Annotated in this window: 9 protein-coding genes; 7 read left to right on the top strand and 2 right to left on the bottom strand. The window is 65.5% G+C overall.

What is annotated here, in order from left to right; genetic code table 11:
- Window positions 1-8: 8 nt before the first annotated feature.
- The gene (gene tssI / locus J5J83_RS07575; protein ID WP_212347336.1) at window positions 9-2,243 is read right to left on the bottom strand and encodes a type VI secretion system tip protein VgrG; all 2,235 of its coding nucleotides are present in this window, start codon (window positions 2,241-2,243) and stop codon (window positions 9-11) included.
- Window positions 2,244-2,542: 299 nt separating this feature from the next.
- Between tssI and flhB the strand changes: the two genes are divergently transcribed.
- From flhB to motD, 7 genes are all read left to right on the top strand, one after another.
- Window positions 2,543-3,685 carry a flagellar biosynthesis protein FlhB gene (gene flhB, locus J5J83_RS07570; RefSeq protein WP_212347334.1) on the top strand — a complete coding sequence of 381 codons (1,143 nt, stop codon included), beginning with the start codon at window positions 2,543-2,545 and terminating at the stop codon, window positions 3,683-3,685.
- 11 nt (window positions 3,686-3,696) lie between these two features.
- Window positions 3,697-5,802, top strand: coding sequence for a flagellar biosynthesis protein FlhA (gene flhA, locus J5J83_RS07565; protein ID WP_212347333.1), 2,106 nt, complete (start codon window positions 3,697-3,699; stop codon window positions 5,800-5,802).
- A 204-nt stretch (window positions 5,803-6,006) separates the two neighbouring features.
- Entirely contained in the window at window positions 6,007-7,470 is a 1,464-nt protein-coding gene (gene flhF / locus J5J83_RS07560; RefSeq protein WP_212347331.1) for a flagellar biosynthesis protein FlhF, read from the top strand.
- A 1-nt stretch (window position 7,471) separates the two neighbouring features.
- The gene (locus tag J5J83_RS07555) at window positions 7,472-8,272 is read left to right on the top strand and encodes a flagellar FleN (RefSeq protein ID WP_212347329.1); all 801 of its coding nucleotides are present in this window, start codon (window positions 7,472-7,474) and stop codon (window positions 8,270-8,272) included.
- A gap of 122 nt (window positions 8,273-8,394) precedes the next feature.
- Window positions 8,395-9,171, top strand: coding sequence for an RNA polymerase sigma factor FliA (locus J5J83_RS07550; protein ID WP_212352882.1), 777 nt, complete (start codon window positions 8,395-8,397; stop codon window positions 9,169-9,171).
- Between the two features lie 22 nt (window positions 9,172-9,193).
- On the top strand, window positions 9,194-9,934 hold the full coding sequence (locus tag J5J83_RS07545) for a flagellar motor protein (protein WP_212347327.1): 741 nt from the start codon (window positions 9,194-9,196) through the stop codon (window positions 9,932-9,934).
- Window positions 9,935-9,950: 16 nt separating this feature from the next.
- The gene (gene motD / locus J5J83_RS07540; RefSeq protein ID WP_212347325.1) at window positions 9,951-10,817 is read left to right on the top strand and encodes a flagellar motor protein MotD; all 867 of its coding nucleotides are present in this window, start codon (window positions 9,951-9,953) and stop codon (window positions 10,815-10,817) included.
- 12 nt (window positions 10,818-10,829) lie between these two features.
- Here motD and parC read toward each other — a convergent pair whose 3' ends face one another.
- Window positions 10,830-13,157: a DNA topoisomerase IV subunit A gene (gene parC, locus J5J83_RS07535; protein ID WP_212347323.1), complete on the bottom strand. Its 2,328-nt coding sequence runs from the start codon at window positions 13,155-13,157 to the stop codon at window positions 10,830-10,832.
- Between the last annotated feature and the right edge of the window lie 69 nt (window positions 13,158-13,226).

Raw genomic sequence — 13,226 nt, 5'->3', positions numbered from 1 at the left:
TGCGCCCCTTAGTTGAGGTCGATGGTCTTTGCCTTGACCACGACGCTTGGACCACCGGTAATCTGAACCCCTTCGGCAGCGCTCTCCAGGATAGTGGATGAGGCCTGCAAGGACAGGTCTTTCCCGTTGATCAGAATGGTGCCATCCGCCTTCATCACCACGGTGCTCTGGCCCACCTTCAAGGTGATGGAGTCGGCATCCATGGTGATGCTCGATCCGCTGCCGCCCCCGCCTGCGCCGCCGACCGGTGCGCCGGTAAATGACGTGACCTCCGGTGCAGCGCCCCCGCCACCGCCCCCTACGTTCAGGCTGTACTGGGTGCCGACAGTGGTCGATTTGTTCTTGCCGACCTGGGCCGACTGGTTCATGCCGACCACGGTGTTCATCATCAGCCCCACGTTCAGGCTGTAGCCCATGCCGACGTTCTCCATGCGGCCCATGCCCACGTTCTGCATGTAGGCCATGCCGATGGTCTCGGTCTTGAACTTGCCGACATTGATCGACCAGCTCTTGCCGATGCGGTCGGTCTCGTTCTTGTCGATGGTCTTCTTGCGGTTCTTGTGGACGGTGACCGACTCGTTGCCGTCGACGGTCTCGGTGCGGTTCTTGTGGACGGTGATGGTCTCGTTGGCATCGACCGTCTCGGTGCGGTTGCGCTTGACGTGGGTGGTCTCGTCGCGGTCGATGGTCTTGGTGCGGTCCTGGCCGACCCAGTGGGTCTCGTCGAGCTCGACCTCAATGTCCTGGTTGCGCTCGGCGTGGATCCACAGTTGCTCGGCGCCCTTCAGATCCTCGAAGCGGATGGCGTTGGCGTTGGCCGCGGAGCCGCCCAGTGAGGAGCGGGTGAGAAAGCCGGACTGGGTCTTGTTGGCGGGCAGGGCCCAGGGGGGCATCTGCTCGGCGTTATAGACGCGCCCGGTGATGATGGGCCGGTCGGGGTCGCCGTGCTCGAAATCGACGATGACCTCCTGGCCGATGCGCGGCAGGTGGATAGCGCCGAAGTGGCTGCCGGCCCAGGGTTGGGCGACGCGGATCCAGCAGGTGTCGGTGCCGTCTTTCTTGCCGTAGCGGTCCCAGAAGAAGTGGACCTTGACGCGGCCGTACTGGTCGGTGTGGATCTCCTCGCCCGGGGGGCCGACGACGACGGCGGTCTGTGGGCCGCGGGTGCGTGGCTTGGGGGTGGCAAGCGGCGGGCGGAAGGGGCGGTTGGCCGGCATCGCCTCGATGCTGAGCCGAAAGCTGCTCGACTGGGCGGCGTCGCTGCCTTCGTAGGTGTTGTCGGTGATGTCGTAGTGGGCGGCGGTGATCAAGAGCTCGCGGTTCTGGTCGTCGCGCGGATGCTCGGTGAGGCTGAAGAGGTAGCCAGGGGCGGCGCCGCGCACACGGCCTTCGAGCAGCACGGTTTCCTGCTCGGTCTGCAGACGCTCGAGGGTGTTGGCGGCGTAGCTGTTGCCGTTGGGCAGCTCGGTGTAGTCGCCCGGGTAGGCGAAGCGCTGGTACTGGTCGAACAGGTGGCCGCGGGGATCGACGAAGCGGGTGGTGAGATCGGCGCGCGGCTTGGTGAAATCGTAGTCGGTGTGCTCGAACTGGCCGGTCTCGACCTGGCGGGTGAGGCGCCAGGCATCGAAGTGGTCCTCGGTGGCGCGGGCCTCGCCCGGGGCGTAGAAGGGCACCGAGGCGTAGCCGGGAAAGGGCTGGTGGATGGTGAAGTGATCGGCCAGCACCATGGTCTCGCCGCCTGCGGCGTGCTCGAACCAGAAGAAGATGCCCTCGTGCTCGAGCTGACGGCAGATGAACTCGAAGTCGGTGTCGCCGTGCTGGGTGAGGTAGGTCCAGGTCTTGTAGGTCTGCTTCAGGCGCACGTCGAAGCGCACGGCGTTCTCGCCCAGCACCTGGCTGACGATGTCGGGGACGGTCTTGTTCTGCCAGATACGGAAGTCGGCGCGGCGCGAGGCGTGCCACAGGCGCGGGGCGACGGTGGCCTCGTAGACCCAGTAGCGGCCCTCGCGGCCGATGGCCGAGAAGTTGATCATGTTGCCCGACAGGTAGCGCGTGCCGCGGCGGTCGGTTTCGAGCTCGATGGCGCACAGCTCGCCGATCATGGCCTGGCAGTCGAGGTTCTTGTCGTTGGCGTGAAAGCGGACGTGGAACTGATACAGCGAGGACAGCGCTTCGCGCCCCGCCACGCTCACGGCCCACAGCGCGTCGCCCAGCGGGGTGTGGGCTATGAGAAGACGGTTCATGAAAAATGGATACGTAAATGCTGAAAGAATTCATGCATTCTAATTCATTTGACCGAAATGGCATATTCTTGCGTTCGCAATCAAGCGGGGCGGCTCGGCGACAGGGGCGGGTGTGGGGTCGAGCGCGAGAGGCGGCCATCGCGTCGATCTGGTCCGGCGCTTGCCATGCAGCGAATGAATAGCGTGGTTTTCCCCGCGCTTATCGGGCTTCGGCGCCTGGGCGCTGCGGGTGATAATGGCTCTACGTCGTCTTGCGTCCGTGCCGCTTTCGGCATGGCAGGCCGATATCGGAGCCGAGGGTGGCTGAAGACAGCGATCTCGAGAAAACAGAACCAGCGTCATCGCGACGAATAGAGCAGGCCCGCGAGGAAGGGCAGGTTCCGCAGTCGCGCGAGCTGTCGACCTTTCTCATCACCATGACCGGTGTGGCGACGCTGTGGATGCTCGGCGACTGGATGGCGGATCGGCTGTTCGGCTTGTTGCGGCGATCGTTCGCGTTCGAGCGCGAGGTGGCGTTCGATCCTGTGCTGATGCTCGGTGACTTCAACAGCCTGCTCAGCGGCGCCTTGCTGACGCTGATGCCGCTATTTCTCGCGTTGCTGGTGGCCGCCGTGGCGTCGCCGATCGCGCTCGGTGGGTTGATCTTCTCGCCGAAAGCGCTGGGGCCGAACTTCGGTCGCATGAACCCGCTGCAGGGGCTGGCCCGGATGTTCTCGCTGCATGGACTGGCGGAGATGGTCAAGGCCATGCTGAAGTCGGTACTGGTGGGGGGCGTGTCGGCGATCGTGTTGTGGACCAACAAGGACCATCTGTTCGACTTCATGGTCGAGCCGCTCGAGGTCGGCATGCCCGACTTTGCCGATACGGTTGCCTTCGCTGCACTGATGATCACGACCAGCCTGGGGCTGCTGGCCCTGATGGACGTGCCCTTCCAGCTCTGGCAGTACCACAAGAAACTGCGCATGACCAAGGAAGAGGTCAAGCGAGAGGGCAAGGAGCAGGAAGGCGATCCGCAGGTCAAGGGACGCATACGCGCCATGCAGCGCGAGATGGCGCGGCGACGGATGATGGCCGAGGTGCCCAAGGCCGATGTCGTGGTGACCAACCCGACCCACTTCTCGGTTGCCTTGCGCTATGACGCCAGCAAGATGGCGGCGCCCGTCGTAGTGGCCAAGGGGCGGGGCGACCTGGCGCTGAAGATTCGCGAGATCGCACGCGAGAACAAGGTCGCGATGCTCGAGGCGCCGCCTCTAGCGCGGGCACTGTATGCGCACTGCGAACTCGAACAGGCGATTCCTGCAACGCTATTTACTGCGGTGGCCGAGGTCATGGCCTACGTGTATCAGCTCAACAACTGGGTGGCCCAGGGCGGATTGCCGCCCCAGCCGCCTGCCGAATTGCCGGTGCCGGAAGGGCTCGACCCCGGCGCCCCTGAAGAGTGAATGCCTGAACGATGGCGACCAACGACACCCTGAACCTGCGCGCACTGCTGACGCCCGAGAACCTGCGCACGCTGGCCGCGCCGATCCTCATCATCATGATCCTGTCGATGATGGTGCTGCCGTTGCCGGTGTTCCTGCTCGATGTCTTCTTCACCTTCAACATCGCCATCTCGGTGATGGTGATGCTGGTGGCGATGTACTCGAAGAAGCCGCTCGATTTCTCCGTGTTCCCGACTGTGCTGCTGGTCACCACCCTGTTGCGCCTGTCGCTCAACGTTGCGTCGACCCGGATCGTGCTGCTCGAGGGGCATAGCGGGGCCGATGCGGCGGGCAAGGTGATCGAGGCTTTCGGCAGTTTTCTCGTCGGCGGTAATACGGCGGTGGGGATGGTGGTGTTCGTCATCCTCACCCTGATCAACTTCGTCGTCATCACCAAGGGCGCGGGCCGCATTGCCGAGGTGAGCGCGCGCTTTACCCTCGATGCGATGCCGGGCAAGCAGATGGCGATCGATGCCGATCTCAATGCCGGCCTCATCGACGAGAAGACGGCCAAGGCCCGGCGCAAGGAGATCGGGCAGGAAGCCGACTTCTACGGCGCGATGGACGGTGCCTCGAAGTTCGTGCGCGGCGATGCGGTGGCAGGCATCCTGATCCTGGTCATCAACATCATCGGCGGTCTGTTCGTTGGCGTGATGCAGCACGACATGGCCTTCGGCGAGGCCGGTCATACGTATACCCTGCTTACCATCGGCGACGGTCTGGTGGCACAGATTCCGGCGCTGATCATCTCGGTGGCGGCCGGCCTGGTGGTGTCGCGCGTGGGCGACGAGGGCGATATCGGCGGCCAGGTCATCAATCAGGTGTTCTCCAACCCGCAGGTGCTGGCGCTCACGGCGATGATCATCGGCGTTCTCGGCCTGATCCCGGGGATGCCTAACGTGGTGTTCATCCTGCTTGCGTCAACGCTTGGGGCGCTGGCGTGGATGAAGCACAAGCGCATGGGCGAGGTGGCTCAGGCGGCGGCGCCGGCCGCCACTGCGCAGGCGGCGGCTGCCCAGCAGCCGGCCGAGTCGCAGGAGGCGAGCTGGAACGACGTGGCGCCGGTCGATGTGCTTGGACTGGAAGTCGGCTACCGGCTGATTCCGATGGTCGACAAGGGGCAGGACGGCGAACTGCTCAAGCGCATTCGTGGGCTGCGCCGCAAGTTTGCACAGGAGGTCGGCTTCCTGTCGTCGCCGGTGCATATCCGCGACAACCTGGAACTCAAGCCCAATGCCTACCGCATTGCGCTCAAGGGCGTCGAGGTGGGCAACGGCGAGGCCTACCCGGGGCAATTCCTCGCCATCAATCCGGGGCGCGTGTCCGGCCCGCTGACCGGACGCGAGACCAAGGATCCCGCCTTCGGTCTGCCGGCATTCTGGATCGATGCCGGTACGCGCGAGCAGGCCCACGCGCTTGGCTACACGGTGGTCGACGCAAGCACGGTGGTGGCGACCCATCTCAACCACGTTATCCTCAATCATGCGGCCGAACTGCTTGGGCGCCAGGAGACCCAGTCGCTGCTCGACCACATCGGCAAGGATTCGCCCAAGCTCATCGACGAGCTGGTGCCCAAGCTGCTGTCGGTGTCCACCGTGCAGCGTGTGCTGCAGAACCTGCTCGACGAAGGCGTCAATATCCGCGACATGCGCAGCATCATCGAGGTGCTGGCCGAGCATGCGCCGCGCAACCAGGATCCGGTCGAACTCACCGCCAAGGTCCGCGAGGCGCTGGGGCGCGCGATCGTGCAGAGCCTGTTCCCGGGCAATGCCGAGGTGCAGGTGATGTCGCTCGAGCCTGGACTCGAACGCATTCTGCTGCAGGCGATGAGCGCCGGTGGCGAGGGGGGCGCGATCGAACCCGGGCTGGCCGACACGCTGTTGCGTCAGACCGCGCAGCTGGCACAGCGCCAGGAGGATATCGGTCTGCCGCCGGTGCTGCTGGTGCCTGCGCAACTGCGCATGCTGCTGTCGCGCTTCCTGCGTCGGGCGGTGCCATCGCTCAAGGTCATTTCCAATGGCGAGGTGCCGGAATCGCGCACCATCCGCATCACCGGCATGGTCGGCACACCGACCTGAATCCCCGCTTGCACCTGAGTATCCAAGCCTCGAGGCGCATTGCGTCGTGCCCGTCTGTCGCCGCAATCGACCGCAATTCACTGCATTCGACGAAGGGAATAGGCGGGGGAAAACCGGTTTATTCGCGCCATGCCGATTCCGGTCGCCGACGCATAATCGGTTCCAGGATGCGCGTAAAGCGCTGTTGGAGTCGGGAGATTGATCATGAACGTCAAGCGCTACTTTGCCCCTTCTGCCCGCGAGGCGCTGAGGGCCTTGAAGGAAGAGCTCGGAGCTGACGCAATCGTGCTGTCCAATCGGGCGGTCGAGGGCGGTGTCGAGATTCTGGCGCTGCCCGCGGATGCCGTCGGTGCGTTGCAGAGCGCGCGACCGGCACCGGCCGCTCCCCGCCCGCAGCCCGCGCCGGCTGCGCGCCCGCCGGTGCTGCCGATCGACGATGAAGACTTTCATCTCAGCCTGTCCGGTCTGGCGGCTGGCGTGGTCCCGCGCAGTGCCGTTCCGCAGCAGCGGCGCAACCAGGCGCCGGCCGTGCGCCCGTTCAATCCGCCGCGCATCGATGCCACCGAGTACGGTCCGCGCGGCATGCCCACGCAGGCCACAGTGCAGGCCGCAGCCAGGCCGCGGGTCACCGTGGAGGAAGGTCTGCAGCGTGCGACGGCGGCCGATGTGGCACCACGGCGCGAGACCGAGCCACGGCGCGAGACCGAAGATGCCCGCGTGCGCGCGCTGCAGGACGCCAACGCCAAACTGATGGAAGAACTGACCGGTATCCGCGGCATGATCGAGCGTCAGCTCGCCGGCTTTGCCTGGGGTGAGACCCGCCGCCACGCGCCAGCGCGCGCGGCGATGCTGGGGGAACTGCTCGAAGCCGGTTTTTCCACCACCACCGCGCGTCAGCTGGTCGAGGCGGTGCCCGAGGACGCGACGCCTGAGCTGGCTCATGCCAGCGTACGTGCCATGCTGGACCGCAAGCTCAACGCACGCTCAACCGACGACGACATCATCGATCGCGGCGGCGTATTCGCACTTGTCGGCCCCACCGGCGTCGGCAAGACCACGACCACCGCCAAGCTTGCCGCGCGTTGTGTGATGCGTCACGGCGCGTCGCGCATCGCGTTGATCACTACCGACGGTTACCGTATCGGCGCGCAGGAGCAATTGCGCATCTACGGGCGCATTCTCGGGGTGCCGGTGTTCTCGGTGCGTGATGCCGCCGACCTGCGTCAGACCCTGGGCGAGCTGCGCAACAAGCATATGGTGCTGATCGACACGATGGGGATGAGTCAGCGCGACCGCCTGGTGGCGCAGCAGGCTGCGATGCTCAATGGTGCGGGCGACGTGCGGCGTCTGCTGCTGCTCAACGCCACCTGCCGCGGCGATACGCTCGATGATGTGGTGCGCGCGTATGCGGGCCCGGATCTCGAAGGCTGCATCTTCACCAAGGTCGACGAGGCAGCATCGCTGGCGCCGCCAATCGATGTTGCCGTCCGCCGCGCCCTGAACGTGTTCTACGTGACCAACGGCCAGCGCGTGCCGGAGGATCTGCACCTGCCGAACCGTGCCTACCTGTTGCATCGTGCATTGCGCGAGCAGGGCGACGAGTCGCCATGGCATCTGAACGGCGACGAAGCCGGTATGTTGCTCGCTGCGGCGGGACGGGGGGCCTGACATGATCGACGGACGCGAAGACCAGGCCGCCGGACTGCGCCGCTTGTTCCGCCACGCCCCTCCAGGTGTCGTGGCGCTGTATGCGAGCGGACGCAACCGCTGCCAGAACGCCATACTGGCGGCCCACCGAATTGCCGGTCAGGCCCATCGTGTGCTGGTGCTCGACGAGGCCACCGGCGACGAGTCGCTGGGGGCCGCGCTCGCGCTGCCGTCCGGCCCCGACCTGCTGCAGATGCTCGACGGCCGCCTGACCCTGGCCGGGCTGTTGCAACCGGTGCCCGGTCTGCTCGGTCGAGTGCCCGCCGCCGCCGCAGCGCTGGCCTTGCCGCTGCTCGACGATGCCCGTCGCGCCTGCCTGGTGGAGGCGTTGCGGGTGCTATACCGTCATGCCGGATTCGTGCTGATTCACGCCGGACCAAGCTCGGCAAGCGATCCGTCGCCCTTCGTGCACGCGGCGCCGCGGCGCCTGCTGGTGGCCGAGGCCAGCGCGACCGGCGCGACCGAGGCCTACCAGATCATCAAGCATCTCGCCGCGGCAGGTGCCGGTTCGCTGCATGTCGCGGTGTGCCGCGCCCGTAGCCGCGCCGATGCCGAACGCTTCTTTGCCAGCCTGCAGGCGCTGGTGCGCCGGCATGTGGGCGTACCGCTGGCCTGGCTGGGCGAAGTCGAGCGCGACGACCTCGCCGAAGGGCTCTCGCAGCCGCAGTCGATGGCGTCGCCGCATGAGCCCGAAGCCGCATTCCTGCGGCGTCTTGCCGTTGTTTCGCGCAGCCGGCCCGTCGCGCAAGTGCGCAGGGAGTGACGAGCATGATGTCTCTGACCTATCCCGCTGGCAATAAGCCCGCCACTGCGGGAAAATGGACCTCCGACGCGCCTGTGCCCGCACCCGAGCGGACACGGCGGAAAAAGATACAGGTCCAATGGATGTACGACGCTGACGGCCAACTCGATACCGATCACCTGGTGGTGTCCTATGCCCCGCTGGTCAAGCGCATCGCCTATCAACTGATGGCCAAGTTGCCGGCCAGCGTGGAAGTCGAGGATCTTGTCCAGAATGGCATGATGGGCTTGCTTGACGCGATCGGCCGCTTCGAGGAAGGCATGGGCGCGCAGTTCGAAACCTATGCGGTGCAGCGGATTCGCGGCGCGATGCTCGACGGTCTCCGCGAAAACGACTGGGTGCCGCGCAGCCTGCGCAGGGACATGCGGCGTATCGAGTCGGCGATCAATGAGCTCGAGCAGCTCAATGGGCGGACGCCGACGGAGACCGAGCTTGCTGAATCGCTCGGCGTGTCGCTGGCGGAATACCAGCACATGCTGCAGGAGGCGCGCGGTCACCAGCTGGTGTATTTCGACGACTTTGCCCGCGACGAGGGCGAGGATTTTCTCGAACGCCATTTTGGCGATCATGAAACCAATCCGCTGACTCTGCTCGAAAAAGCCGATACCCGTGCCGGGCTGGTGCGGGCCATCGATGCCCTGCCGGAGCGCGAGAAGATGATCATGGCGCTCTATTATGACGAGGAGCTCAACCTGCGTGAAATCGGTGAGGTGCTGGGCGTGACCGAATCGCGTGTGTGCCAGCTTCACAGCCAGGCCATCGCCCGCCTGCGTGTCCAGGTGTTCGGCACACGCACGCCCGGCTCGGCAGGCGGCGCGCGGCGTGGCCGGCCCCCGAAGAACCCGCCCGCGGGTGCGTAAGCGACCATAGGAAAGCGTCCCCATGGATAGCATCAGTCTTGCCGGCATTGCACTCGGACTGGCCGCCATCCTTGTCGGGCAGGTGCTCGAAGGCGGCCATCTGTCGTCCCTGCTGCAGCCCACTGCATTTCTGATCGTGGTCGGCGGAACCGCAGGGGCGGTCATGCTGCAAAGCCCCTTGAGCATTTTCGTCGCGGGTCTGAAGATGGCGAAATGGGTGTTCGTGCCGCCGATGGTCAGTCACCGGACGATTATCGACCAGGTGTCGGCGTGGAGCACCGTCGCCCGCAAGGAAGGTCTGCTCGTACTGGAAGGGCAGATCGCCGGATTGAGCGATCCCTTCATGCGGCGAGGCCTGCAGATGCTTGTGGACGGCGTCGAACCGGGACGGCTGCGCGAGGTGCTGGAAGTCGAGATCGATACCTGGGAAGGGCAGCTCAGGCAGCATGCGAAGATCTGGGAGGGGGCGGGTGGCTATGCGCCGACGATCGGCATCATCGGCGCAGTGATGGGGCTCATCCACGTCATGGAGAATCTCTCCGATCCGTCCAAGCTCGGTGCGGGGATTGCCGTGGCTTTCGTTGCAACCATCTATGGCGTCGGGCTGGCGAACCTGGTATTCCTGCCGATCGCGAAAAAGCTCCAGGCGCATATCGCCACCCTCGTGGCGCAGCGCGAGATGTTCGTCGATGGACTGGTGGGGATTGCCAGCGGCGACAATCCGCGTATCGTGGAAAGCCGAATGGAGGGATACGTCGTCTGACGGCGTACGGCACGCGATGGGGCGCAGACGCAGGGATTCCGAAGAGCACGAAAATCACGAGCGCTGGCTGGTGTCCTACGCCGACTTCATCACCCTGCTGTTTGCCTTTTTCGTCGTGATGTACTCACTGAGTTCGATCAACGAAGGCAATTACCGGGTGTTGTCGGATTCGCTGGTGCAGGCCTTTCGCAGCATCAGCATCAACGAAAGCGGCAAGCAGATCATCATGCCGCCGGTGGCGGTGGTGAGTTCGCCGGTCGTCCCGCCCGCACCGCGCCCCCAACAGACGCAGACGCCGTCGCCAGATGAAGCAAAGGCCGAAGAGCAACGGCAGCAGAATGCGCGCAAGATGCGCAGCATGGCGGACGAGATTCGCAGCGTGCTGGGACCGATGACACGTGATGGGCAGGTCAGCGTGTCGGAAGGTGCCTTCGGCATCACCGTGGAAATCAATGCCAGTCTGCTGTTTGCGCCGGGCGAGGCGGTGCTGGGCGCGGAGGCGGTGGCGGCGCTGCGTGCCGTGGCCGGCGTGATTGCCACCGCGTCCTTCCCGGTGACCGTCGAAGGACACACCGACAATGTGCCGATCAGCACCTACCGCTTTCCGTCGAACTGGGAGCTGTCGGCCGTTCGGGCGTCGTCCGTCGTGCGCCTTTTCGTGGAGTCCGGTGTCGCGCCCGAGCGCCTGACCGCGGCAGGATACGCCGATCAGCGTCCGGTCGCGGACAACGCAACCGAAGAAGGTCGCTCGCGCAACCGGCGGGTGGCGATCCTCATCGAGTCGCGCGTGGGTGAGGCGCCGCCGGCTGCACCTGGCGCCATTCCCCGCAACGACCCGATCCGCTCCATCCTGCCCCCGCTCGAGCCTACCCCCCCAAGCTGAGGCTGAGCCGGTTCAATACATGCTTTCCGGCTTGAGCCGGATGGCGAGTTGCATGCCCTTGCGTGCGCGGCGATGGCGCATGGTTTCGCGCTGGGCGGGTTTGAGCGTGACCGACGTCTGCTTGTTGCCGCGCCCGATGCCCTCGACGGTGAGCGCCGCATCATCGGCCGGTACGGCAACGGCTGCGAGGGTTTCGCCTTCGTCCATGCCCATCACGATGACGCCGCGTCCGCCCGACTGCAGCTTCATTTCGGCGCGCGGGAAGATCAGCACGCGGCCGCCGGCCGATGCAGCCGCGATCCACTCGCCTTCGACCCGGGCCGGCTTCAGTACGGTTTCACCTTTTTCCAGCACCATGAAGGCCTTGCCTGCGCGCTGACGGCTGGTGGCATCGTTTACGCTGCAGATGAAGCCGTAGCTGCCACTGTTGGCGAAGAAATAGGTGGCCTCGGGGGCGTCGGCCACGACCTGCGCGACCTTGCCGCCGTCCTGGAACTCCACCAGGGTGGCGATCGGCACGCCGTCGCCGCGACCGCCGGGCACTTCGGCGGTCTTGACGGTGTAGGCGCGCCCGCGCGTGTCGATGACGACCAGCGGCCAGACGGTGCGCGTTTCCAGCACCGCAAAGGCAAAGTCGCCCGCCTTGTAACTGATCGACGCAGGGTCGATGCCGTGCCCCTGGCGCGAGCGGATCCAGCCGTTGCGCGACAGGATGATGGTGACCGGCTCGTCCGGCACGCTGATCTCGGTCGGTGCAACCGCGGCGACAGCTTCGATCAGGGTGCGGCGGTCGTCGCCGTACTTTTTCGTGTCGTCCTGGATTTCCTTCAGGATCAGCTTGGTCATCGCCGAGCGGTTGTCGAGGATGTGTTGCAGGCCGGCGCGCTCGTCGCGCAGTTCGCCGAGTTCCTTTTCGATCTTGAAGCCTTCCAGGCGTGCGAGCTGACGCAGGCGGATCTCGAGGATGTCCTCGGCCTGAATGTCGGTGAGGCCGAAGGCGGCAATCAGCGCGGGCTTGGGTTCGTCCGATTCGCGGATGACGCGGATCACTTCCTCGATGTGGATGAAGGCGATCATGCGGCCTTCGAGGATGTGAATGCGACGGTCGACCTCGTCGAGCCGGTGCCGGGTGCGGCGCTCGACGGTGACATAGCGGAAGTCGATCCATTCGCGCAGGATCTGCACCAGGTTCTTCTGCTGCGGCCGGCCGTCGCGGCCGATCATGGTCATGTTGACCGAAACCGAGGTTTCCAGGCTGGTATGCGCGAGCAGCACCGCCATGAATTCGTCGCGGCCCTGGCGGCTGGAGCGGGGTTCGAGCACGATGCGGATCGGCGATTTGTCACTCGATTCGTCGCGCACGGTTTCCACTGCGCCGAGCACCAGTTGCTTGAGATTCTTCTGCTCCTGGCTGACTTCCTTCTTGCCCGCGCGCGGCTGCGGATTGGTCAGGGTTTCGATTTCGGCCAGCACCTGGGAGGCGGACACGCCGTGCGGCAGTTCCTCGACGATCACCCGCCACTGGCCACGGGCCAGTTCTTCGATGCGCCAGCGCGCACGCATGCGCAGGCTGCCGCGGCCACCGGCATAGGCGTCGCGGATGGCTTCGGGGGAGGAGATCAGCTGTCCGCCGCCGGGGAAGTCCGGCCCTGGCAGGCACGCCATGACTTCCGCCAGTCCGGCGTCCGGGTGGCGGATCAGAAGGCAGGTGGCCTCGGCCACTTCACGCAGATTGTGCGGCGGAATCTCGGTCGCCATGCCGACGGCAATGCCCGACGCACCGTTGAGCAGCACGAAGGGCAGGCGTGCCGGCAACAGTTGCGGTTCTTCGAAGGCGCCGTCGTAGTTGGGGATGAAGTCCACCGTGCCACGATCGATCTCGGACAGCAGCAGCTCGGCGATCGGGGTCAGGCGGCATTCGGTGTAGCGCATCGCCGCGGCCGAGTCGCCGTCGCGCGAGCCGAAGTTGCCCTGGCCGTCGACCAGCGGGTAGCGCAGCGAAAAATCCTGCGCCACCCGCACCATGGCGTCATATACCGAGGTGTCGCCGTGGGGGTGGTACTTGCCGATGACGTCGCCGACCACGCGTGCCGATTTCACGTGCTTCGACGTGGACGACAGCCGCATCTCGTTCATGGCATAGAGAATGCGGCGCTGCACCGGCTTCATGCCGTCCTCGACCTGCGGCAGGGCGCGCGACTTGACCACGCTCATCGCATAGGCGAGATAGGCGCGCTCGGCATAGTGGTCGAGGGCGAGGGTGCCGTCGTCAGCCGGTGGCGGCTCTGGCGGCATCGCGGCGGCGGGTTCGTCGAACGGATTGGAGGTGTCGTTGCTCATCGGGAGTGGGCCGGATACAGGCGGATATCCCGGCGACAGGCCGGAAAGGGGGCGATCTTAACCCGTGTG

The sequence above is a fragment of the Azoarcus sp. L1K30 genome, from assembly GCF_018122735.1.
Lineage (GTDB): Bacteria > Pseudomonadota > Gammaproteobacteria > Burkholderiales > Rhodocyclaceae > Parazoarcus.
Note: the sequence above shows the minus strand (reverse complement) of the source record. Positions and strands in the feature narration are given on the sequence as shown.

Excerpts from the sequence above, each read along its gene's own strand:
- tssI (WP_212347336.1), bottom strand. The coding sequence starts at position 2,243 with ATGAACCGTCTTCTCATAGCCCACACCCCGCTGGGCGACGCGCTGTGG.
- flhA (WP_212347333.1), top strand. The coding sequence starts at position 3,697 with ATGGCGACCAACGACACCCTGAACCTGCGCGCACTGCTGACGCCCGAG.
- flhF (WP_212347331.1), top strand. The coding sequence starts at position 6,007 with ATGAACGTCAAGCGCTACTTTGCCCCTTCTGCCCGCGAGGCGCTGAGG.
- J5J83_RS07555 (WP_212347329.1), top strand. The coding sequence starts at position 7,472 with ATGATCGACGGACGCGAAGACCAGGCCGCCGGACTGCGCCGCTTGTTC.
- J5J83_RS07550 (WP_212352882.1), top strand. The coding sequence starts at position 8,395 with ATGTACGACGCTGACGGCCAACTCGATACCGATCACCTGGTGGTGTCC.
- J5J83_RS07545 (WP_212347327.1), top strand. The coding sequence starts at position 9,194 with ATGGATAGCATCAGTCTTGCCGGCATTGCACTCGGACTGGCCGCCATC.
- motD (WP_212347325.1), top strand. The coding sequence starts at position 9,951 with ATGGGGCGCAGACGCAGGGATTCCGAAGAGCACGAAAATCACGAGCGC.
- parC (WP_212347323.1), bottom strand. The coding sequence starts at position 13,157 with ATGAGCAACGACACCTCCAATCCGTTCGACGAACCCGCCGCCGCGATG.